Source organism: Halomonas sp. C22 (assembly GCF_007655045.1).
Lineage (GTDB): Bacteria > Pseudomonadota > Gammaproteobacteria > Pseudomonadales > Halomonadaceae > Vreelandella > Vreelandella hamiltonii.
Window position 1 is genome coordinate 484639 of sequence record NZ_VBVC01000002.1, and the last position, 21372, is coordinate 506010.

General features: G+C 59.9%; 36 protein-coding genes and 1 other RNA gene. 35 read left to right on the forward strand and 2 right to left on the reverse strand.

Annotated elements, in window-relative coordinates:
* Positions 1-225: 225 nt before the first annotated feature.
* Positions 226-474 (reverse strand): hypothetical protein, encoded by a 249-nt coding sequence (locus FEU76_RS05485; protein ID WP_144981079.1) that lies wholly within the window; start codon positions 472-474, stop codon positions 226-228.
* An 18-nt stretch (positions 475-492) separates the two neighbouring features.
* A complete protein-coding gene (locus FEU76_RS05490; RefSeq protein ID WP_222114782.1) occupies positions 493-1215 on the reverse strand; it encodes a S24 family peptidase in 723 nt (240 codons plus the stop codon).
* Positions 1216-1367: 152 nt separating this feature from the next.
* Between FEU76_RS05490 and FEU76_RS18815 the strand changes: the two genes are divergently transcribed.
* The 35 genes from FEU76_RS18815 (at position 1368) to FEU76_RS05655 (ending at position 21340) form a co-directional block, all read left to right on the forward strand.
* Positions 1368-1706, forward strand: coding sequence for a helix-turn-helix domain-containing protein (locus FEU76_RS18815; protein WP_137093648.1), 339 nt, complete (start codon positions 1368-1370; stop codon positions 1704-1706).
* A 2-nt stretch (positions 1707-1708) separates the two neighbouring features.
* Positions 1709-2146: a hypothetical protein gene (locus FEU76_RS05500; protein WP_144981082.1), complete on the forward strand. Its 438-nt coding sequence runs from the start codon at positions 1709-1711 to the stop codon at positions 2144-2146.
* Positions 2143-4188 (forward strand): DNA-binding protein, encoded by a 2046-nt coding sequence (locus FEU76_RS05505; protein WP_144981085.1) that lies wholly within the window; start codon positions 2143-2145, stop codon positions 4186-4188. Before FEU76_RS05500 ends, FEU76_RS05505 begins: the two co-directional genes overlap by 4 nt.
* A 41-nt stretch (positions 4189-4229) precedes the next feature.
* Positions 4230-4949: an AAA family ATPase gene (locus FEU76_RS05510; protein ID WP_144981088.1), complete on the forward strand. Its 720-nt coding sequence runs from the start codon at positions 4230-4232 to the stop codon at positions 4947-4949.
* Between the two features lie 2 nt (positions 4950-4951).
* A complete protein-coding gene (locus tag FEU76_RS05515; RefSeq protein WP_144981091.1) occupies positions 4952-5587 on the forward strand; it encodes a hypothetical protein in 636 nt (211 codons plus the stop codon).
* Positions 5584-5967, forward strand: coding sequence for a hypothetical protein (locus FEU76_RS05520; RefSeq protein WP_144981094.1), 384 nt, complete (start codon positions 5584-5586; stop codon positions 5965-5967). Before FEU76_RS05515 ends, FEU76_RS05520 begins: the two co-directional genes overlap by 4 nt.
* Positions 5964-6599, forward strand: a complete 636-nt coding sequence (locus tag FEU76_RS05525; protein ID WP_144981097.1) for a hypothetical protein — start codon at positions 5964-5966, stop codon at positions 6597-6599. The genes FEU76_RS05520 and FEU76_RS05525 overlap by 4 nt, the downstream gene beginning before the upstream one ends.
* A complete protein-coding gene (locus FEU76_RS05530; RefSeq protein ID WP_144981100.1) occupies positions 6596-7024 on the forward strand; it encodes a hypothetical protein in 429 nt (142 codons plus the stop codon). Before FEU76_RS05525 ends, FEU76_RS05530 begins: the two co-directional genes overlap by 4 nt.
* Before the next feature lies 1 nt (position 7025).
* Positions 7026-7286, forward strand: coding sequence for a hypothetical protein (locus FEU76_RS05535; RefSeq protein WP_144981103.1), 261 nt, complete (start codon positions 7026-7028; stop codon positions 7284-7286).
* Positions 7283-7912, forward strand: a complete 630-nt coding sequence (locus FEU76_RS05540; protein ID WP_144981106.1) for a DUF3164 family protein — start codon at positions 7283-7285, stop codon at positions 7910-7912. The genes FEU76_RS05535 and FEU76_RS05540 overlap by 4 nt, the downstream gene beginning before the upstream one ends.
* 3 nt (positions 7913-7915) lie before the next feature.
* Complete coding sequence (locus FEU76_RS18555; RefSeq protein WP_186299097.1) at positions 7916-8074, forward strand: hypothetical protein; 159 nt, start codon at positions 7916-7918, stop codon at positions 8072-8074.
* Positions 8071-8307: a hypothetical protein gene (locus FEU76_RS05545; protein ID WP_144981109.1), complete on the forward strand. Its 237-nt coding sequence runs from the start codon at positions 8071-8073 to the stop codon at positions 8305-8307. The genes FEU76_RS18555 and FEU76_RS05545 overlap by 4 nt, the downstream gene beginning before the upstream one ends.
* Positions 8304-8540, forward strand: a complete 237-nt coding sequence (locus tag FEU76_RS05550) for a hypothetical protein (protein ID WP_144981112.1) — start codon at positions 8304-8306, stop codon at positions 8538-8540. Before FEU76_RS05545 ends, FEU76_RS05550 begins: the two co-directional genes overlap by 4 nt.
* Positions 8537-8875: a hypothetical protein gene (locus tag FEU76_RS05555; RefSeq protein WP_144981115.1), complete on the forward strand. Its 339-nt coding sequence runs from the start codon at positions 8537-8539 to the stop codon at positions 8873-8875. Before FEU76_RS05550 ends, FEU76_RS05555 begins: the two co-directional genes overlap by 4 nt.
* An RNA gene (locus FEU76_RS05560) (hammerhead ribozyme type II) lies at positions 8873-8937 on the forward strand. Before FEU76_RS05555 ends, FEU76_RS05560 begins: the two co-directional genes overlap by 3 nt.
* A gap of 9 nt (positions 8938-8946) precedes the next feature.
* Complete coding sequence (locus FEU76_RS05565) at positions 8947-9342, forward strand: hypothetical protein (RefSeq protein ID WP_144981118.1); 396 nt, start codon at positions 8947-8949, stop codon at positions 9340-9342.
* Complete coding sequence (locus tag FEU76_RS05570) at positions 9339-9782, forward strand: hypothetical protein (RefSeq protein ID WP_144981121.1); 444 nt, start codon at positions 9339-9341, stop codon at positions 9780-9782. The genes FEU76_RS05565 and FEU76_RS05570 overlap by 4 nt, the downstream gene beginning before the upstream one ends.
* Positions 9779-10201, forward strand: a complete 423-nt coding sequence (locus tag FEU76_RS05575) for a gp16 family protein (protein WP_144981124.1) — start codon at positions 9779-9781, stop codon at positions 10199-10201. The genes FEU76_RS05570 and FEU76_RS05575 overlap by 4 nt, the downstream gene beginning before the upstream one ends.
* Positions 10188-10601: a Mor transcription activator family protein gene (locus tag FEU76_RS05580; protein WP_186299098.1), complete on the forward strand. Its 414-nt coding sequence runs from the start codon at positions 10188-10190 to the stop codon at positions 10599-10601. The genes FEU76_RS05575 and FEU76_RS05580 overlap by 14 nt, the downstream gene beginning before the upstream one ends.
* Before the next feature lie 14 nt (positions 10602-10615).
* Positions 10616-10966 (forward strand): hypothetical protein, encoded by a 351-nt coding sequence (locus FEU76_RS05585; protein ID WP_144981130.1) that lies wholly within the window; start codon positions 10616-10618, stop codon positions 10964-10966.
* Positions 10967-11102: 136 nt separating this feature from the next.
* Positions 11103-11417 (forward strand): putative holin, encoded by a 315-nt coding sequence (locus tag FEU76_RS05590; protein WP_144981132.1) that lies wholly within the window; start codon positions 11103-11105, stop codon positions 11415-11417.
* A gap of 1 nt (position 11418) precedes the next feature.
* Positions 11419-11571, forward strand: a complete 153-nt coding sequence (locus tag FEU76_RS18560) for a hypothetical protein (protein WP_186299099.1) — start codon at positions 11419-11421, stop codon at positions 11569-11571.
* Complete coding sequence (locus tag FEU76_RS05595) at positions 11568-12230, forward strand: transglycosylase SLT domain-containing protein (protein WP_144981135.1); 663 nt, start codon at positions 11568-11570, stop codon at positions 12228-12230. The genes FEU76_RS18560 and FEU76_RS05595 overlap by 4 nt, the downstream gene beginning before the upstream one ends.
* Complete coding sequence (locus FEU76_RS05600; protein ID WP_144981138.1) at positions 12215-12568, forward strand: hypothetical protein; 354 nt, start codon at positions 12215-12217, stop codon at positions 12566-12568. The genes FEU76_RS05595 and FEU76_RS05600 overlap by 16 nt, the downstream gene beginning before the upstream one ends.
* Positions 12565-12861, forward strand: a complete 297-nt coding sequence (locus FEU76_RS05605; protein ID WP_144981141.1) for a hypothetical protein — start codon at positions 12565-12567, stop codon at positions 12859-12861. Before FEU76_RS05600 ends, FEU76_RS05605 begins: the two co-directional genes overlap by 4 nt.
* A gap of 6 nt (positions 12862-12867) precedes the next feature.
* Positions 12868-13212 carry a hypothetical protein gene (locus FEU76_RS05610; RefSeq protein ID WP_144981144.1) on the forward strand — a complete coding sequence of 115 codons (345 nt, stop codon included), beginning with the start codon at positions 12868-12870 and terminating at the stop codon, positions 13210-13212.
* Positions 13209-13508 (forward strand): VpaChn25_0724 family phage protein, encoded by a 300-nt coding sequence (locus FEU76_RS05615; protein ID WP_144981148.1) that lies wholly within the window; start codon positions 13209-13211, stop codon positions 13506-13508. Before FEU76_RS05610 ends, FEU76_RS05615 begins: the two co-directional genes overlap by 4 nt.
* Positions 13509-13510: 2 nt before the next feature.
* Entirely contained in the window at positions 13511-14062 is a 552-nt protein-coding gene (locus FEU76_RS05620) for a DUF3486 family protein (RefSeq protein WP_144981151.1), read from the forward strand.
* Positions 14059-15558, forward strand: a complete 1500-nt coding sequence (locus tag FEU76_RS05625; RefSeq protein ID WP_222114783.1) for a terminase large subunit domain-containing protein — start codon at positions 14059-14061, stop codon at positions 15556-15558. Before FEU76_RS05620 ends, FEU76_RS05625 begins: the two co-directional genes overlap by 4 nt.
* Entirely contained in the window at positions 15552-17159 is a 1608-nt protein-coding gene (locus FEU76_RS05630; RefSeq protein ID WP_144981153.1) for a DUF935 domain-containing protein, read from the forward strand. The genes FEU76_RS05625 and FEU76_RS05630 overlap by 7 nt, the downstream gene beginning before the upstream one ends.
* A complete protein-coding gene (locus tag FEU76_RS05635) occupies positions 17149-18303 on the forward strand; it encodes a phage head morphogenesis protein (RefSeq protein ID WP_222114784.1) in 1155 nt (384 codons plus the stop codon). The genes FEU76_RS05630 and FEU76_RS05635 overlap by 11 nt, the downstream gene beginning before the upstream one ends.
* Positions 18304-18432: 129 nt before the next feature.
* Positions 18433-18873 carry a phage virion morphogenesis protein gene (locus FEU76_RS05640; RefSeq protein WP_144981159.1) on the forward strand — a complete coding sequence of 147 codons (441 nt, stop codon included), beginning with the start codon at positions 18433-18435 and terminating at the stop codon, positions 18871-18873.
* 203 nt (positions 18874-19076) lie between these two features.
* Positions 19077-19277, forward strand: coding sequence for a hypothetical protein (locus FEU76_RS05645; protein ID WP_144981162.1), 201 nt, complete (start codon positions 19077-19079; stop codon positions 19275-19277).
* Between the two features lie 6 nt (positions 19278-19283).
* A complete protein-coding gene (locus FEU76_RS05650) occupies positions 19284-20165 on the forward strand; it encodes a hypothetical protein (RefSeq protein ID WP_144981165.1) in 882 nt (293 codons plus the stop codon).
* A 56-nt stretch (positions 20166-20221) separates the two neighbouring features.
* Positions 20222-21340 (forward strand): phage protease, encoded by a 1119-nt coding sequence (locus FEU76_RS05655; RefSeq protein ID WP_144981168.1) that lies wholly within the window; start codon positions 20222-20224, stop codon positions 21338-21340.
* Positions 21341-21372 lie beyond the last annotated feature (32 nt).

Genomic DNA, 21372 nt, shown 5'->3' on the forward strand with positions numbered 1-21372 from the left:
AGCAGGAGATATGGCACAGCGGCCTAATGTGGGACTATAAACAACATAGAGGGATAAGGTGGGACGAGAGGCGAAATTTAGCGCCATAGATTCAGAGAGTTACATGCAGGCAGCCAGCATAGAGCGCCAGCATATTAGACGCCAGCAGTGCCAAAGATGCGCAAATTGAAAAAAATGCCGTTCATAAGCTGAGCGGCATTTTTTGTAAGATGTTTGGCACTGAAATCAGTTGGATAAAAGCAGCTTGGCATTGTAGTCAGAGCAGCCCGTCCCTTGGACAAACACGTCTAGTTCTTCTTGCTTCGTAAGGTTGTAGAAATATTCCCCGCCGAGAGCCTCTAAATCGCCGCGAATTCTGTCACGCAAATCAACGTCGTAGTCACCCAGCAGCTCTGCAACCGTGATGTCTCCATCATCTAATCTTATGGCTATGAAGCCTTTTCTAGGGTTGATGCCAACCACAGTACCTTCCATGTTGCCTCCTTAAACGACTCACAACCACCCTGCAGACCAAACAGCCCGCCCAATAATCTCAAGCTCTGCCAAGCGGTCACGCGGCACGGTCACCTTATCGTACGCGCTGTTGGCGCTGATGATGGCGACCCCATCAAAGTTACGCTGCAGCCGCTTGGCGTAGAGGTGTCCATCCAGGCGCAGAATATAGATACCCTCGCCCTCAATCGTGGTGCGCGTGTGATCGATCAGCACCGTGTCACCGCTGTGCAATACCGGCTCCATGCTATCGCCGTCGATACGTATCGCTGAGAGGTGATCCGGCGTCAGCCCCTGCTTGCGCAATGAGTAGCGCGTGAACGAGATATGCGTGAGCACTCGACAGTTCTCATTCCAGGCACCTGCCCCAGCGCTGCACTGCGCGTCATACAGCGGCACAAAGGCGTAATCCTCCATTCCCAACACTTCCGTATTCGGAATTGGCGGTTTCTCGTCTAATTGCTTTGGCCCTTCACCAGTAGCAACCCAATCAAGAGATACGCCTGCACCTTTCGCAAGCCGGGCAATGCTATCCAGCGCGGGTACAGAGTCACCAGCAAGCCATCGGTGAAACGTCGACATAGCAACGCCTGCAGTTTGAGCGGCTTTTTTGCGCCCACCCAACATCTCTGACACTTCCGAAATTCGAGTTCCGATTCCGTTATTGGGATTCGGAACTGACTCCTCAGTATTTCTATTCAGTTCCGATTCTTCATAAGCCATTGATTCAAACCCAAAATTCCTTAAAAGGACTATAGAATCCAAATAGGAGAGAAAAAGAACTCCGAAAAGGGATTGATGAATTCCATATATGGAGTTATGTTTACTCACAAGTGAGGGTTAGACAGCCAGAAAAAACGCCACGGAGTGACGCTATGAAACTGGACATACCTACCAACCCAACGGCGCGATGGGAGTGGATCAAATATCAGATCCGGTCTCGTGGCCTTACGTTGGCGGAGCTATCTCGCCGCCTTGGCGTAGAGCTTGGAACGCTGGCATCCGTAAAGCGCACGCCCTACCCACGTATGGAACGAGCTATCGCAGCAGCACTAGATCTCAAGCCTGCAGTGATTTGGCCTGAGCGCTGGAACAACGATGGCACCCCCTGCCGTCAGCGCCCCAATCGAGCGGAAAAGAGCGCATCAACATTAAGTCTGCATGATAGCGGCTCTAACGCTATCGCGCATCGTCAATTGGCCCGGAGGGCATAACCATGCGCCGTGTCAAAGATGACTTAACGTTAGACATCTTCGAAGTGCCAGTGCCGGTCGTGCCTACGCCAGGCAGCGGTAACTATGCCGCTCAGGTCAGCGAGCTGGTAGGGGTAGTGCTGAAAGAGTGCCCAGTAGACCGCTACGAGATTGCCACGCAAATGAGCCGCCTCTCAGGTGACGACGTTTCCAAGCACATGCTGGATGCGTGGTCGAGCCCAGGCCGCGCCGACCACAACATTCCGTTCTACCGCATTCCGCTTTTGGAAGAGGTGTGCCAAAGCCATGCCTTTACCGACTGGATCGTCCACCTGCGCGGCGGGCGCGTTGCCTATGGCCGCGAAGCGCTAGCTGCCGAATACGGGAAGCTGTCCCGCATTCAGGAGCGAGTCAATGCGGATCTGCGCAAGCTGAAAAAGATGATGGGAGAAGAAGAATGAACTGGTACTCCGCCAAAGAGTTGGCTGGGCTACCAGGTATGCCCAGCACAGAAAGGGGGGTTAAAAAAGCAGCCGATCGCGAAGGCTGGGAAGGCCAGCGCCGCATAGGCAGCAAGGCCGTGGAATACGCCTTCGCCGTACTACCCAAAGAAACCCAAAACGCCCTACTGCTGACACAGGCCGACCAAGCCGCCCCTGCGCCTGCCAGCACCGTAGCGCCGCAGCAAGAAGAGCAGCGCCCAGGCCAGCAGCAACTCACCGATGCCCAGCGCCGTGTCATGGGTGCCCGCGTGGCTTTCGTCCGCGAGATCGAGCGCATGAGCAAGATGGTCAGCCAGCAGCGCGCTATCGAAACGTTAGTCGCCCATGCCCAGGCCGACGATCTAACGCTGTACCTGAAAGAGCGCGTTGTGTTGGCCAACGACCGTAAAACGGATACCCGCACCCTCAGCGAGCGCACCCTCAAGCGCTGGATCGCTGACTTCCGCAAGTACGGCGAACGCGGCCTTGCCCCCAAGCGCCGCAAGGCTGATATGAGCATGCCGCCGTGGGCCGGTGACTTTCTCAAGCGCTACCAGAAGCCGCAAAAGCCCAGCGTAGAAGCGGCCTATCAGTTGCTCGTCGAGCAGACCGAGCCGCCGCACCCTTCTATCCATCAGGTGCGCCGCTGGCTTGCCAAGCTAAGCCCGGAAGCGCGTGAGCGTGGCCGCATGGGTGCGCATGAGCTGAAAGCCCTCCAGCCCTTCAAGCGCCGCACCAGCGACGCGCTACTGCCCAACGATGTGTGGGTAGCGGATGGCCATACCTTCGATGCCGAAGTGATCAACCCGCTCACCGGCCAGGCTTTCCGGCCCGAGATCACCTTGATCATCGATTGGGGCACCCGCCGCATCGTCGGCTTTGCCCTCAACCTTGCCGAATCCACCGTGGCCACGCTGGATGCCCTGCGCGATGCCGTGAGCCGTGTGGGCATGTTCAACCTGTTCTATGTCGATAACGGTTCAGGCTTTGACAACGCCACTGTTTACGAAGTGGTCGACCGCCTGGGTGGCAGCATTACCCACTCACTGCCCTACAACTCCCAGGCACGCGGCGTCATTGAACGCGCCCACCAAACCATCCTGGTGAAACTGGCTAAAGAGATGCCCAGCTTTATTGGCGCAGATATGGATAAAGAAGCCGCCACCAAAGCGCACAAGTTAAGCCGCCGCGATATTAAACAAGGGTTAAAGCCCGCGTTTATTCCCACGTTTCAAGAGTTCTTCGAGCGCTTGAACGACGCCCTGGATGCCTATAACCATCGGCCCCACAAAGGGCTGCCCAAAGTGCGCGACTTAGACAGCGGCAAGCTGCGCCACCAAAGCCCCATGGAAGCCTGGAAAAGTGCCGAGGCCGAAGGCTTCGAAGCGCTCACTGCACCCAGTGATGTGGTCGCCTCGCTTATACGCCCGCAAGAAGTGCGCAAAACCAACCGTGGCGAAGTGCGTATCAACGGCGGCGTCTACTTCATGGATGCCCTGCGCGACTTCCACGGCGACGAGATCCGCGTGGCCTGGGATTACCGCGACACCGGCTGCGTCGGCATCTTCACCCTGGACGGTGAATACCTCGGCGATGCCCAACTGGATGGCAATGCCACCCCCGCGATGCCCGCCAGCATGATCGAACGCGCCGCCGAAAAACGCGAAAAAGGCCAGCTCAACCGCCTGGTGCAGAAAGCCAAGGTGGTCACCGGCAGCGATGTGGAGTTCAGAACGATTACCCCCGCCGCCCGCCAATCAGACGAAAAGCAGGCCGCTCAAGGCCGCGCCTACGCCAAGCAACTGGCCGATCAAGGCAAACGCTTTCAGATACCCCAAAACAAAGTCGAGCGTTATCGGCTTTGGCAAAAGCTGGATGCCCAGCTTCAGCAGAACGAAGACATGCCCGAACAGGCACGCCAGTGGCACGACAGTTACCAGCACCACAACGATTTCCGCGCCATCCAGCGCGTAATGGAAGCGGACGGGCTGTCACCCGCCCGCAACCGACGGGCCGTCTAGACCACGGCCCACGACACCCCAACCTTGGATAAGGAAGCACTATGAGCGTCAACACCATTGTACCACTCACCAACGTTGGCCTACTGGCCGCCGCTGTCGAAAGCGCCGCCAACCGCCCGCCCGAACTACCTGGCTTGGTGGTCATGTACGGCCCCAGCGGTTACGGAAAAAGCCTGGCAGCCGCCTATGCCGCCAACATGCACCGCGCTTACTACGTTGAGTGCCGCGAAAGCTGGACGAAAAAAGCGTTCGTGGTCGCCATCCTGCGCGAGATGGGCATCATCCCCATGAAGACACTGAGCGAGATGGTCGACCAGATCGCCGAGCAGCTCTCCCGCTCTGGCCGCCCGCTGATTATTGATGACGTTCAGTACGTCATCGACAAAGCCGCCGCCAACGTCCTCACCGACATCTACAACGCCAGCCAAGGCACCCTGATTCTGATCGGTGAAGAGCGCGTGCCTGCCTCCATGGCCCGCCTAGAACGCCTGCACAACCGCGTACTGGAATGGGTACCCGCACAAGCCGCCAGCCTGGACGACGTGTGTGCCCTGGCCGCCAAAAGCTACCCCGATATCACCATCGAAGACGACCTGCTGGACGCCATCAACCACCGCGTTAAAGGCTGCCTGCGCCGTGTGGCGGTGAACCTCTACCAGATCCACTCCGAAGCCAGCGCTCAAGGCTGGAAGACAGTGAGCCTACGCGAGTGGAGCGAGCAAGACATCCACACCGGCCAACCACCGGCGCGGAGGGGTTAAGCATGGCCAAGAAGAAACCCTCCACCATGGCCGGTGATGTGCCGCCACGCCAATACATTTGGGACGCTATTCGCCAGCTCAACCATGCCGATACGCCCATTACCATGGCCGGTATTCAAACAGCGATGGGGCTTGAATGCGTTCGCCGCGTCAAGCAACACCGCATTGTCGACTACCTTCGCAACCTAGCCATCGGTGGCTACATAGAGCGTACCAATGTCAGTAAGCGTCCCGGCGAACGTGCCGAATACACGCTACTGCGAGACGTGGGCATCGAAGCACCGCGTGTGCGCCGCGATGGCACCTGCCCGCCACCGCCAGGCCGTGAGCAAATGTGGCGCACCCTCAAAATCATTGGCGACTTCACCGGCGCAGAGCTGGCCGATGCCGCCAGTACCGTCCACCAGCCGGTAGCCAAAACGACGGCTGACGAATACATCACGATGCTGGTACGCGCTGACTACCTCAGCGTTGTGACACCCGCCTCGCCCGGTGTACCGGGGCGCTACCGGTTGGTGCCCAGCCGCTGGACCGGCCCCATGGCCCCGCAGATTCGCCGCACGAAAGAGATGTACGACCCGAATACCGGCACCGTCATCTACTCCCGCGTGATCAAAACCGAAGGGGGCGAGCCATGAACGCCATTCGTCGCACCCGCACCGTGGATATCTCCAACTGGGGCGAAGCACCGCCCCGCTGGATCACCCTGCTCGCCAACGAAGTGCGCGCCACCAATCGCAAGATGGCCGGTGATCGCATCGGCGTCTCGCGCAGCGCGGTATCCCTGGCACTGGCCAACCGCTACCCCAGCCCCTCCACCAGCAGCATCGAAAAGAAGGTGCTACAGGCGCTGGATGGCCTGAACTGCCCCGCACAGGAACGCACCATCAGCGTGGAACAGTGCCGCGAGTACCGCTCGCGCCCAGCGCCTACCCACAACCCCATGGCCATGCGCCTATGGCGCAGCTGCCAAACCTGCCCGAACAACCCCGACCGCCAGCAGGGAGAAGACCAATGACCCTCAAAGCCACCTGCCCGGAATGCGGCATGAGCGGCGACATGGCCGCGTTCGTCACCCAAGGCGAACACAACCAGGCGCTGGCCGCCGCGCTGGAAATGCCCGCCTTACTGAGCAGCCGCATCGTGCGCTACCTCGGCCTGTTCCGGCCCAAATCACGGGCATTGGCCAGCGCCAAAAGCGCCCGCCTGCTGGGCGAGCTGAAGGACGTCATCACTAGCGGCGTGATCGAGCGTAAAGGCATTACCCGTGAAGCACCGCTCAAGGTCTGGGTGATGGCGCTTGACCAGTTGCTTGAACGCCCGCCCAGCAACCTGCCGCTCACTGGCCACGGCTACCTCTATGAAGTGGTGGCCAACTGCGCCGACCGCCACGCCGCCGAGGTGGAAAAGCAGCGTGAGGAGCAAGTTCGTAGCGGTGCCAAACAGCCTGCAAACCGTGTTGCCGTTGCGCCCCTGCGCGAGCGCACCACCGATGACGTACTTGCCGAGCATGAGCGGTTAGCCCAACGCAAGGCACACGTTACCCACCAGCGCCCGCCACAACACGACAAAGTCGCTGAAAGAGCCAACGCCCCAAAGCGCCTGAGCGACCTACTGAAAGAGGCAGCCAGCCAGGGAGAACAGCCATGAACACCATTACCGACAGCGAACTGGAGTACTACGCCGACCGCTTCATGCGCCTGCGTATCGCCCGTCACGGCTTCAACCTGGCCCAGTACCTCGTCAACCCACTGGTGATCGAGCGTCTAGCCCTGGAGCCAGAGCCATTGCTGCCCCAGCAGCATGCCACCGTGCTGCGCTTCTGGCAGCGCTGGGACACCGGCCTGGCAGCGGTCTCCGAAGCCGCCAGCGAAGACGACGCCGACGACGAGATCCAGGCCGCCGCCTGGGACTGGCGCGATCTCCTCGACCGCTGGCGTGAAGAAACCGCCGAAGCCGAGCGCGCCCTGGCGCGTATGAACCAGCGCAACGGCGCGTACGTCGAGCCGATGCGCCACCACCGCCACCATGGCCGCAACCGCACTGCCGCCAACTTTGCACGCAAGGGAGCCTGACATGAGCACACACACCGCCAACCCCGTGCTGCGCCTGATCGACACCGACGAAATCGGCAACGCCAGCGTGAGCCAACTGCTGCAAGACATGGGCGCCACCAGCGCCGAGCAGGTGGCCGTAGGCATCACCCGCAGCCACCAGTTTGAACCGTTCGCCGCGCTGATCTGCCTGCACGGCCCCCACACCCAGCGCTATCTCGACGCCATTAACAGCGTCACGCGGGATATCAAACTCGACCAACGTTTTGGAGCCAACCAATGAGCGCCGCTACTGACATCACCCAGATCCCCGATGGCTACCGCATGGATGCCAAAGGGCGACTGATCCCCGAAGAGAGCATCAAGCCGATTGATCAGGCCCGCGATGAACTCGCCATCGAGCTGGTGACCAAGGCCATCGAGCTGAACCGCCAGCTACAGCAGTTCAAAGCCGCTGCCTTTGGCGACATCGAAACGTTCGTGCAGCTCTCTGCCGAACAGTACGGCGTCAACGTGGGCGGCAAGAAAGGCAACGTCACGCTGCTGAGCTTCGATGGCCGCTACAAGATCCAACGCCAAGTAGCTGATCACATCACCTTCGATGAACGCCTGGAAGCCGCCAAGGGGCTTATCGATGAGTGCTTGAAGGATTGGACGTCCGGCGCTGGGCACGAAGTGAAAACCATCGTTCAGGACGCCTTCCGTACTGACAAGCAAGGCAACCTGCGCACCGGTGCGGTGTTAGCCCTGCGCCGCCACGACTTCGACGACAAGCGTTGGCTCAAAGCCATGGATGCCATCGCCGACGCCGTGCAGGTCACCGGCTCCAAAAGCTACGTGCGGATCTACGAGCGCATCGGCGACACCGAGCGGTACCAGCCCATCAGCCTGAACATCGCGGAGGTGTAACCCATGCCCAGCAAATGCACCTACTTCTACCAACTCCAGGAGCACGGCATCAGTGCCGCGCAAGCCAAGCAGTGGCTCAAGAAGAACCCGATGCCACGCCAATGGAAGCACAGCGCCTGGCGCTGGGCTGCTGAGAACATGACCGATGAGGTGACCCAATGAGCACCACAACGAATGCCGCACCCATTCGCGTCCGCGATGCCATCGGCGGTTACGCCGCCACCCTGAAGGGCCAGCGTGCTACCTGCGCCTGGAGCGCGGAGGAAGCCGCTCGCAAAGTCGCACGCAAGGTGCATGGCGACCATGTCGATGTGGTCAGCGCCGAGTTGGCAGAATCCGATGCCAAAGCGGGCGTTAAGTACCGCTACCACATCACCCAGCGAGGTGCCGCATGAACCACGCACTCAAACACGGCGACCGGGTGAGCTACACCCGCACGGTGCGCCGGGGTAACAGCATCAGCATCTCAGCGCGTAAGGGAATGCTGATCAGCATCAAGGGCGACGTAGCGTTCATCCGCGCCAGTAATGGGCGGTTGATCCACGTAAAAGCCAACAGCGTGCGGCCTGCCAGCCAGCCCAACGCGCTCACCGAATCCATCAAGGCCATTCAGGAAGGTGCCCAATGAGCGAGTTTGAAATTACCAGCATGAACGTAGCGGTACACACAAAAGCGATTGGCCAAGCCTTCACCACGCTGGCTGCGCCCATCATTAGCGCTAAGGCCTTGCTTGATGCGCATGGCGAGGAGACCGCTAAAAAAATGCTCGACCTGGAGCCAAAGGAAGATCTCGTCAGGGCAGGCGAAGTGGTGATCGGCACCTACAACGGCTTGGTATGTCGCCTAGTAATTGAGCCAGAGAGCGGTAGCTGGATGGGGGACAACCTAACGCATGAGCCCATCAAAGGAATCACCATTCAAAACATGGAGGTGAACGGCCAAAAGCTAAAGGTCGAAGCATAGCGAAACGCCCCTGCTGGGGCGTCTGCTGGGCGTGGTGGCCCGGCACTGATGAGCAGCCAATGAGGTTACACATGAATAAATGGAAGCAGTTAGAAGAGCAGCTCTCGGGCGTCTTCGCCAGCGCCACGATCAAAGCTGACGGTTATGAAGTGGCCTTCTACAAGCGCTTAGGCAAGGGGGAGCGGCTGGTCATTGAGACCTATGTGAATGGCTACATCAAAGGCGACTGGATCAGCGTGGGCGATAACGGAGAGCCAAAGGCCCCAGAAGGAAGGTTCTTCTACCCAATGAAGCGCCGCGCATGGCCTTTGAGGCAGTACAAGGAATTGAAGAAGGCGTTCGGCAAGCCGTCGGCCGACAAGATGACTGAGTTGCGCGTTGTGGGCTTTCTGCCCCACTGGAACAGCCCGCGCACGTTGATCAACCACCTCAAAAAGAACTTCCCTGACTTGGAGCTGGTGTCATGACCCTGGAACGCACGCCCTATACGCCAGTGCCAGAAGAGTGGCTGATCACGTTTAGCATGCTGTGCGGTATGTGCAAGAACGTGAACGAGTGCCACATCATCGACGGCATGATCGAGATGAAGCTCGGGGCTCCGTGGCCCGATGGGGGCTGGGTCACCGACCCAGGCGCGGGTGTCACCTGCCTCAGCTACCAGCCGCGCCCGGTACGCATCCTGGAAGGCCGGGCGCTGGAAGACGCCCTGAACAGTGCGGTGCCCATGTGTGGCGGCTGTGCGGCTCGCAAGGGCAGCGACGCCTCCAGGAGCTTGCACACCCAGCGCGACTTCAACGCCGCTGTAAAGCGTCGTGGCATCTTCGCGTGCCACGAGGGTGATAACCACGGCAAACCGTGCGGCGGCTGGTGCAGCGCGGTACGCCGCCAGATGGGACGCCAATCATGATCAGCAAAGGCAAGCTGGCCCAAATCCACATCGCCAAGGCCCAACTGGGCCTGACCGATGAAGACTACCGCGCCATCCTCGCCCGCACGGCGGGCGTGAGCAGTGCCAAAGAACTCACCAACCGAACCGTTGGCGGCGTGATGTACGAGTTTCGCCGCCTCGGTTTTGAACCTAAGCCCGCCAAAAAAGCGGGCCGGAAAGCGCCGCGCCCGCCGCGCTCACGCCAGAACGTGATGAGCAAGATCGAAGCCATGCTCACCCATGCAGAACGCCCATGGGCCTACGCCGACAGCATGGCCAAGCGGATGTTCGACGTTGAGCGCGTGGACTGGCTGGACGATGACCAGCTACACCGCCTGATGACCGGGCTCATCATCGATGCCAAGCGGCAAGGACGGTACCCCAATGACCTCAAATGACGATAACCTCGATTTTGGGTTCGATGAGATCCCCAAAGATGCCCTGGAGCGCCTGCCGGATCCAGAGCTGGCCCGCCACTGGCCTCAGTCGCTGGTCGACATGCTGCAGGTAATCGAGGCCGAGTATGTCGAAATAGGGGTGGCGCCGCGCATCGCTCAACGCCTGGCGTTTTCCACCCTCAGAATTCTGGCGTATTACCACGGCGGGCAGGTATTCTATTTAGCCAAAGGGGATCAGCTCGACCGAGCGCTGCGCGACCATCAAATATGGTGCGAGTTTAACGGCAGCAACCACGCCGAGCTGGCACGGCGCTACGATAAGAACGTGATCCAGATCTACAAGATCCTGGCCGAGCAGCGGGCACTGCACCGCAACCGCATCCAGCCAGGGCTGTTTTAAGGGAGGGGAACATCATGAAGGCACTGGCAGGATTCGCACTGGCGTTAGTGGCCACGGTAGCAACAGCGCAATCGGGACCGTCTTTTTCGGAATACAAAGTTTCCACTGAGGTTGCCGCTGATTTAGCAGCGCTTTGCAGAGTCGAGGTACAACAAGAGTACGGGGAGCGATGCGATCGTTTCTATAGCCACATGGAAAGTCACATGGCCCTCTATGCACAATTTGCCAACCGCTTAGCCAGCGAAGGTAATGACGCATACGGCAATGCAGACACCGTGGATCTGGAAATGCACCAGCGCACCGTCTCCAGGCTCAACGAAAGCATGCAGTACATCAATACAATGGCAGAGCTACACTTGAGATAAAGCGACCTACCTGAACTCCCAACAAACCCGCCTCGGCGGGTTGTTTTCTTTAATTCCCGCTAATCCCGACGCCTCACCCCGCCACCCTATCCTGAACCTCACTGCATTGTGCTTCCACCTGCTTGAGGTCACCTTCGTGAAACCCCAAACCCGCCACAACCTGCTCGACAAACTCCGCATCGGCCCCTGGCTGATCCTCGCCATCATCACCACCGTGGTCGTCGGCGCGCTGTACCCGCACCAGCTCGGCGTGCTGCTCTGGTCGCTCACCAAGCTCTGCTGGGGTGCCTACCTCGGCTACTGGATCGACCGCTCGATATTCCCCTACGCCCGCCCGGATGGCTTCAACCCCGACCGCGCCCCCAAAGAACGCACCCTCTGGGAGCTGCTCATGCTGCGCCGCGCCCTGATTATTGCCGGTGCCATCCTGGCGCTGGGCCTCGGGGTCTGACATGGGCACCGCCGAGCTACTGGCAGAAGCCGAGCGCGTCAAAGCGCAGATTGACGCGCTGCCGCCCGGCGCTCGCGTGCTGCCCCTGTATCTGCGCCTGAAACAGTTGCTGGCTCAAGTGGAGTCAGGGCTCAAAGAGGAACGGCCCGAATGAACAACCTCATCGCCTACCTGCGCGAGTGCGGCACCTGGATAGCCCTGTGCCTGGTGCTGGCCACGCTGCTACTGCTCTCGTTTTGCCAGCCCGCTCACGGCCAGATCCCCAGCGCCGCGCAGGGCTACCAGCGCGAACTCACGCGAGTGGTGCAACAGGAATGGGGCATGAATGGCCGTGTGGCCGTGCATGCCGCGCAGATCCACCAAGAGAGCACCTGGCGCACCCACGCTACCAGCCCGGTGGGTGCCCAGGGGCTCAGCCAGTTCATGCCCGCCACCAGCGCCTGGATTGCCGAGATCTACCCCGACCTGGGCAGTGCAGCCCCATTTTCCCCCACATGGGCCATGCGCGCCCAAGCCCGTTACAACAAATGGCACTGGCAGCGGCTCAGCGGGGCTGCCAATGAATGCCAGCGCTGGGCGTTCGCGCTCTCCGCCTACAACGGCGGGCTGGGCTGGGTGAACCGAGACCGTCGATTGACCACCGCCGCAGGCAAGGATGCCACCCGCTGGTTCAATCACGTGGAGCACTACACCGCCCGCGCCAGCTGGGCGCGGCGTGAAAACCGACACTACGTGCGCCACATCCTGCTCGATCTCACGCCCCGCTATGAGCGCGCTGGCTGGCAAGGGGGTGCGCCATGTTCGAGCGTGTAATTTCCATACTCTTTGTTGCAGCGTCCATCGGCTTCGCGTGGAAAGCATGGCAGGTAAACAACCTCGTCAATGAGCTAACCCTTGAACGCTCAGCGCTATCGCAAATGACAGACCAGCGTGATGAATGGCTACGGGAAGCCACTGAGGTCGCTGACCAGCTAGACGAAGCCGAGCAGCGCTACCGTGACGCTGAAGCCGCTGTTCAAGCGCTTCAAGAGGAACTCGCCGCGCAGGCAGAGAGTTACGACGACCTCCGCCAGCGCATCCGCCGCGCCCCCGCCAGCGACAACGGCCCCGTGGCCCCTGTGCTGCGCGATACCCTGGAGCGCCTGCCATGAACATTATCGTGATCGTCGCCGCTGGGGCGTTGCTCGCCGCCTGTAGCAGCACGCCCGGCGCGCTACCAACGCCACCCCCAGTCAACATCTACCAGTGCGCTGCCCCAGCAGGCATGACCGCACCAGAACGCCAGCCGCTGCGCCCCGTGGGCAACTACACCCAGGAGGACGTCGCGCTCTACATCACCGACCTACACCACTGGGCCACGCGGGGCTGGCTGAAGCTCGCACGCGTGCGCGAACACGCCGACAAGTGCGTGGCCAGCAATGACGAAGACGACGACGAGGATTAGGGGAACATGGAGATCACCAACTTATGGGATGCCCGCTTTCTATTCGAAGTGATGAAGAACAGCTTCTTGCTCGCCGTGGGCATCTACGTGTGGTGGACAACGCGCAATCGCGCCACCAGCACTGCGATTCGAGATGTGCACATCCGTATCGATGAGGTGGACCGCCACGTGACACGCCTGGAACAGACGCTGGAAAACCGGCCCGGCTACAGCGAGATCGAAAAGCTACGCGGCGAAATGGCGGGCATGAACCGCGCCGTCGGCGAGCTGGCCACCCAGGTGCATGCCAGTAATGCGTTACTGAATCGGCTGCACGAATACCTGCTGACGGAAAAAGGGAATCGGCAATGAACTACAACGACTACCAGACTGAAGGCCGCCGCCTGTGCATCCTGCGCATCCTCTCGCGGCGCACGCAGTTCACCACCAATGAGTACTCGCTGAACGACGAGCTAAAAGGGGCGTATGCCCACATCGTCAGCACCGACCGCTTGCGCAGTGATCTGGCATGGCTGGAAGAGCAAGACCTGGTCATCCTCCAGAGCCCCCGAGCAGGACTGGTCATCACGCTCACCTCACGGGGCGGCGATGTCGCCGACGGCTTGGCCACCGTTCCCGGCGTCGCCAAACCGCGACCGGGAGCGTAACCATGCCGCCCCGTAACAAGGTGTTCGACTTACCCCAAGAGGTGCGCGAAGAACTCAACGAGAAGCTCGTCAGCAGTGGCTTCCAAGGCTACGAAGCGTTAGCCGGGTGGCTCAGCGAGCGCGGTTATAACGTTTCCAAGTCCAGCGTTCACCGCTATGGCCAGGATCTCCAGGAGGAGTTCGAAGAAGCCATGGGCGACGTGCGTAAAACCACCGAGCTTGCCCGCGCCATGGCCAGCGATGGCGAAGACGAAAGCGGCCACCTGATCGACGCCACCGCCCGCATCGTGCAAGACCAGCTGCTGCGCATCTCTATCGCCATGCGCAAAGCCGAAGAAGACCCCGCCACAGCTGCCAAGCAACTAGGCAGCGTGACCAAAGCGCTGGCCGATATTGGGCGCGTATCACTCAGCCAGAAGAAATGGGCCAAGGAACTGCGGGTGGAAGTGGCCAAAGAAGCTGCCGCCAAGGCCGAGACGGCAGGCCGTGCCCAAGGGCTATCCAATGAAGGCGTCGCGGCACTGCGCGCTGCCATCCTGGAGGGCATGTCGTGAGCGCTGCCATTGAACAAAGTGTGTTGCTGCCCTACCAGCAGCGCTGGGTAAAAGACACGTCGCCTGTCAAGGTCATTGAGAAGTCGCGGCGTATCGGCCTGTCCTACGGCGAAGCGGCAGACGACGTGCTGTATGCCGCCTCCAGCGAAGGGGCTAACGTCTATTACATCTCCTACAACAAGGAAATGACCCAAGGCTTTATTCAGGATTGCGCCGGGTGGGCCAAAGCCTATCAGGCCGCTGCCAGCCAGATCGAAGAGTCGGTGATTGAAGCCGAAGACAAGCAGATCCTCAGCTACACCATCAAGTTCGACAGCGGCCACCAGATCCAAGCCTTTACCTCCAACCCGCGTAACTTGCGCAGTAAAGGTCGCCCTGGCGAACGCCTGGTGATTGATGAAGCCGCGTTCGTAGATGACATCCAGGAGCTGCTAAAAGCGGCGATGGCCATGACCATCTGGGGCGGTCAGATTCGCATCATCAGTACCCACAACGGCGAAGATAACCCATTCAATGAGCTGGTCAATGACATACGCGCCGGTAAGTACGACTACAGCCTGCACCGTGTCGATCTGGACGACGCCTTGGCCGATGGCTTTTACAAGCGCATTTGCAGGGTCACCGGCCAGCAGTGGACCCGTGCAGGCGAAGCCCATTGGCGGCAACAGTTGATCAACCGCTACAAGCCCAACGAAGACGAAGAGCTGTTCTGCATCCCCGCCCAGGGCGGCGGCAGCTACCTGACCCGCGTGATGATCGAGGCGTGCATGGCGCCTGCCCCGGTGCTGCGCTTCAACGGCACCCGCGAGTTCAACGCCATGCCAGAGCCGCTACGCGCCGCCGAGATGGCGGACTGGATTACCGACAATCTCAAGCCCGTGCTGGCCACGCTCAACCCCCGCCGCCAACACGCCTTGGGGCAAGACTTCGCGCGAAGCGGTGACCTCTCGGTCATCGCCCCCATGGAGATCGGCGACACCCTGCACCGCACGGTGCCCTTTCTGATGGAAATGCACAACGTACCGTTCAAACAACAAGAGCAGGTACTGTTCGCCATTGGCAATAGTCTGCCGCGCTTGTGTGGCGTGGCGATCGACAGCAGAGGCAACGGCGCCTACATGGGCGAGTCGGCCACCGACGAGTGGGGCTCTATCGTTGACCAGGTGATGGCCACCGAAAACTGGTACCGCGAACGCATGCCCCGTTATAAAGCTCGCTTTGAGGATGGCTCAATCACCATTCCGAAGGATGACGACTTAGTTGATGACCACCGCGCCTTCAAGCTGGTACGCGGCGTTGCCCGCCTACCCGAAGGCAAAACCAGCGGCGAACGCCACGGCGATGGCGCAATGGCTTGCGTACTGGCCGACCACGCCGCCGAGCTGGAAGCCATTGAGATCGAATTCACCCCCGCGCCCCTGCCTGGCGCCCGCCAGGACGACGACAGCGACGACATTGAACCCAGCGGCTTTGGAATAGGAGGCGGCGCATGGTAAGCCCTAAAGCACTCATCAAGCGGTTATTCGGCAGCGACAGCAGCCAGGCGCTAGAGGAAGAACAAACCCAGGACGCCCGCATTGGCCAGCTCAAAAGAGAGTTCGCCGAGCACCCTACTAAAGGCCTCACGCCTGCGCGCCTGTACCAGATTCTGGAAGGGGCCGAGCAAGGAGACCTCAAGGCGCAAAGCGAGCTGTTCGATGACATGGAGGAGAAAGACCCGCAGATCGGCGCGGACCTCGGCAAGCGCCGCCAGCTCGCCGCCGAACTGGAGTGGCAGATCGTGCCGCCCGACGGTGCCAATGCGCAGGAGAAGAAAGCCGCCGAGCACGCGGCTGAAGTGTTCAGTGGCTTCGAAGTCGAGGATCTCATTCTGGATCTCGGTACCGGCATCGGCCACGGCTGGGCCAACCTTGAGCTTTCGTGGCAGCGAGATGGCGCACTGCGCTACATCGAGCAGCCCACGCTGCGCCCCCATAGCTGGTTCAGGCTCCACCCGGATGACCAGAACTGCATCACCCTACGCGATAACAGCGCCACCGGTGCCGAGCTATGGCCACTCGGCTGGGTGCAACACCGCCACCGCGCCAAGAGCGGCTATGTTGCCCGCATGGGCCTGCACAGAATGTTAGCGTGGCCCTACCTGTTCCAGAACTACGCGCTCGGCGATTTGGCGCAGTTGCTGGAGATCTACGGCCTACCGGCCCGCATCGGTAAGTACCCACGCAATGCCACCGAGCGAGAGAAGGCCACGCTGCTGCGCGCCGTGGTCACGCTTGGCCAAAACGCTGCAGGCATCATCCCCGAAGGCATGGGCATCGAGTTCATGGAAGCGGCAGGCAAGGGAGCGTCTGCGGATCTCTACAAAACCATGATGGACTGGTGCGAGCGCGCCAAGGCCAAAGCCATCCTGGGCGGCACGCTCACCAGCGGTACCGGCGAAGGCACCAACACCAATGCACTCGGCAATGTGCACGAACGCGCACAGATGAGCCTGATCCGTTCAGACGCTCGCCAGTATGCGGGCAGCATTCGCAACGCGATTCTCTGGCCCATGGCAGCGCTGAACTTCGGCATTGATAAGCCCCAGCGTGCGCCTCGGTTCTATTTGGACACCGGCGAAACCGAAGACCTCGAACGCCTCTCCAAGAGCCTGCCCACCATTGTGGACATGGGCGTGAAGGTGCCCATGTGGTGGTTCCATGAGAAATCCGGCATTCCCAAAGCGGCCGAAGGCGAAGACGTACTAATGCCAAAGGCGGCACAAAACCCCTTCGCCGCGCTGCGTTTGGCAAAATGGCAGCGTCCTCTAGCCGCTCTGCGCCAAGCACCCACGCAACCGGGCCAGCCGAGCTACTACCGCGATGCCACCCTCGACCAGCTCGACGACCAGGCGCAGCCAATCGTTGATGGCTGGGTGGCGCAGGTGCAGCAGTTGGTAGAGCAGGCGACCAGCTTCGAGCAGCTGCAAGAGCTGATCACCAGCGCCTTTGATGACCTCGACGAATCGGAGCTTGCAGACGTGATGGCCACCGCCTTTGAGGCCGCAGCGCTAGCAGGCCGGGCCAGCGTCGATGAGGAAACCGGCGATGCCGATTAGCGCCCAGTTCAACCGCCCGTTCCCTGAGCAGGTCACGTTCTTCCGTAACAAGCTGAACCTGCCCACGACCCGCAGCGGCCAGATTACCCGCGACCAAAACGACGCCGCGTTTGTGGTGGCGGGTGCCACTAAGGCGGATCTGCTCGCCGATCTGCGCGGTGCGGTAGACGACGCGATCAGCAATGGCCAAAGCCTGGGGGAGTTCCGAAAGCAGTTCGAAGAGATTGTGGCACGGCGCGGGTGGACCGGCTGGACAGGGGAAGACACCAAAGCAGGACGCGCCTGGCGCACTCGGCTTATCTACAAGACGAACCTCGATACGTCCTACGCCGCTGGCCGCTGGGCCCAGATGACAGATCCCGAAGTCGTGCGCCTGCGCCCCTACTGGCGCTACATCCACAACACGATTGAGAACCCACGCCAGCAGCACCAGCGCTGGCACAACCTGGTGCTACGTCACGATCATCCATGGTGGCAAACCCATTTCGCGCCCAACGGCTTTGGCTGCAACTGCGGTGTAGAAACACTAAACGAACGCGGCCTGCGCCGCCTGGGCAAGGACGGGCCAGACGCAGCGCCCAACGACGGCACCTATGAAAGCGTCGATAACACCACCGGCGAAGTCGTCACCGTGCCCAACGGCATCCAACCAGGGTGGGACTACGCCCCAGGGCAAACGGCAACGGAGCGTGCGATCGCCGCCAGGCTGAACCGGCTGGATAACGTCGAGGCCACCATTGCCCGGCAGCACGTGGCCGACCTGGTGCAGGCACCGCTGTTCAGTCGATTCTTCAATGGTGAGATCCAGGGGGAATATCCAGTGGCGGTAGTGCCGCCACTGGAACGTCAAGTATTGGGCGCCGAGTCGCCGGTAGTGCTGCTCTCACAGCAAAGCTTGCGCACCCACCGCGAACGCCACCCCGAGATAGGCCTTGAGGACTATCGCCGCGTACAGCAGCTCCTGGACGATGGCCAGGTGTACCAACTACCCGACCAACCGGGTCGCTTGATCTATCTGGTAATCGAAGGCGTTACCTATCGCGCCGCACTCAAGCGCACGCAGGATGGTAAGAAGAGTTATTTCCTGACGCTGTTCAAGAGCCGCACGGATCAACCGCCGCCGGATGCAGAACGCTTGAGATAAGAAGGGGGGTAACACAGGGGTGACGCCTGTCGCATGGGAGGCACCCATGCTAGCCCTCATCAACGCTCGAATGAGCGAAGGGGTCGGTAGCCATACCGAGGACAGGCACCAACAGTATAGGAGAGAACCATGATCACCATCAACGCCAACACCGACGCCATCGAACGTGCCATCACCGACCTGATCAGCAAAGGCGACGACCTAACAGCGCCGATGAAGTCGATTGGCGAGGAGATGGTCAACCGCACTCAAGGGCGCTTCCGCGATAAAGAAGCACCGGACGGCACGCCTTGGGCACCCAACTCCCCGGTAACTGAAAAACGCAAAGGGCATGGCCGAGTGCTCGAAGGCGAGAGCAAACAGCTCGCTCGGCAGTTCAGCTACAGCGCCAGCAGCGAAGGCGTCGAATGGGGCAGCCTGATGGTCTATGCCGCCATGCAGAACTACGGCGGTACCAAAGCGGAGTTCCCGCATCTCTGGGGCGATATCCCCAGCCGCGAGTTCATCGGCCTGAACGATGACGACGAAGACGAGGTGTTGGGCATCCTCGCCGACCATTTCAGCCTCTGACCCCGAACCGCCAGAAACGCCCTGTCAGCGCCGCAAGGCGCTACCCCGCTACGCTGGCCCAGATTTTTGCCGTGAGGCACGTTAGAGGTGCGTTAGATATCGATTTCACGTATATTTTGCTACACTGTGACTGTATAGGTACAAAGATAAGGTTCAGAACAGCCCACGTAGAGGCTGGCGAGTACGTATCGGGGAGGATGATTATGTTCGAGAAAATGAGGCGTCGCTTTTGGATAAGCTACAGACGTGCGCAAAAAGAGCGGAGAGAGAAGCCACGCTATCAGGTGGTCGGTAATGGTGTCATGACTATGAAAGCATCTGATGTGGTGCAAACTAAAGCTTTTCAAGAACAGTTGAAAGCTTCAGAAAGACTGGAGCATGGGCTAAGGGTATCGGAAACGTAATCCAGAATGCTCCAAGCGCTGATTGCTTTCGTCACAGTCCTTTCAGGCTATTTGTTTATAACCAAATGGCATGAATCGCGATATATTATTAGACGCCAAGATTCTCAGGGCGTCTATTTTTATGCTGCAGCAGCAGGCATCACTCTCCTGGTAGTGTCAGTTTTTTTGGTGAGCTTAATGGAAGATCACCTTCTATGGGCCACTAAAACCTTGTCCTTTTGGGTGAAAGCCCATCTGCCGCTAAGTGAAAACGAAAGTAGCATCGCCGTCTCTTACTGGATAATAGTCCTAGGGATGGTCTTCACAATATGTATACCTGCAAGCTACATCTTGAATTTCTTGCAAGGCATAATGACCATGCAAGAGCAGGATTGGGTGCTGCTAGTCGGTAACGGCATAAAGGGTAGGCGGTTAAATCCTGCTTACTACTTGAAAGAAATATACGGCTACTCCTCGTCTAGACCTTTGTACCGTGCCATTACTCATATGAACGCAGATTTTGAGCTCATTCTCTTCAGAGGCATGGATCAGGCCAAACCTATCTGTTTCACTTTGAAAAATGGGAAAGTTTATGTCGGCAGGCTAATGGGTTCAGTAGACCCTGTCGACAGTAGAGATATGCTTCGCATCCTGCCGCTCATGAGCGGGTTCAGAGACCCAGTCACACACAAAGTCACCTTCACCACTTTTTACAAAAAGCTTTACGACCGAATACCGATCACACAGAGCATACAACATTTAGATGAAGCTAACTTTGAGCTAGTTTTTGGCTTCTTGGATGTACAGTCTGCCCACCTATTCAATACAAAGGTTTATGACGAATTTCAAAAAGATGGCCCTGTAGAAAGCAACCAGATCAACCTAGACCTTGACTCTGATAAGCCTTGAATTCCTTTAACCCACGCTAAATCCCGCTAGCCTCCCCCGCCCCCGATCATGGGGGCATGAAAACACGTACCGCAGCACCTCACCCCATCGCCGCTTGCGCCGCCAGCGCCACCGCTCCCATTGCGGCCTTGGCGCTGCGTGTTACGCAAGCCGAAGAAAAAACGCGCCTGATTCCTTCCGGCGAATTCAATGCCCCCCGTGGGGCCATGAGTGGCAGTGGCCCGTGGCAACTCGATGCCGCCGGTGCCCAAGCCATCATCGCGCTGGCGGCCGCCCGCTCCACCGACATCCCCATCGACTACGAGCATCAAACGCTCATGGCCGAACGCAACGGCTTACCGGCACCGGCGGCGGGCTGGATTGACCCGCGCTCGCTGGAATGGCGCAACGATGGCCTGTACGGCCAAGTGACGTGGACCGCTGCCGCGAAAGCGGCGATCGACGCCGACAGCTACCGCTATCTATCCCCCGTCTTCCCCTACGACGCCGAGACCGGCGCCGTGCTGGATTTGCTGCACGTTGCCCTGACCAACACCCCGGCGATCGACACCGCCATCACCGAACTCGCCGCCGCCCGAGCCGGGCGCGGTGCCTCTGAAGCGACACCTCCAAAGGAGAACACCGTGGACCGCGAAAAACTGATTGCCAAGCTCGGTCTGGCCAATGATGCGACCGACGAACAGATCGACACCGCCATCGCCGCGCTGAAAGCCGCCCAAGCCGATGCCGAAGCGTTCCGCTCGGCACTGGGTGCCAAAGACGACGCAAAGCCAGCGGAGGCCGTGGCTGCGCTCAAGGCTTCCAGTGCAGCCGCACCGGTAGACATGACGCAGTTCGTGCCCGTGGCCGTGTATCACGAAACCACTCAGCAGCTTGCGGCCCTGAAAGCCAACAGCAACACCGCTGAGCTGGAAGCGCTGATCACCGAAGGCCTCGCCGATGGCCGCATTCCCGGCAAAGCCACCGCCGATTGGCTGCGCACGCAAGGCTTAGCTGCCTGCAAGGCACACATTGAAGGCGCGCCGAGCATCGCGGCGCTGAAGGCGACCCAGACACAAGGCAAACAGCCGGAGGAAACCCAATCCAACGACGGGGCGCTGACCGATGCAGAGCTGGCGGTGTGCAAGGCTGCTGGCCTGACGCCTGAGCAATACCGCGCAGCGAACCCCGCATAACGACGGCACACCCTAACTCCGCAAGAGGATAT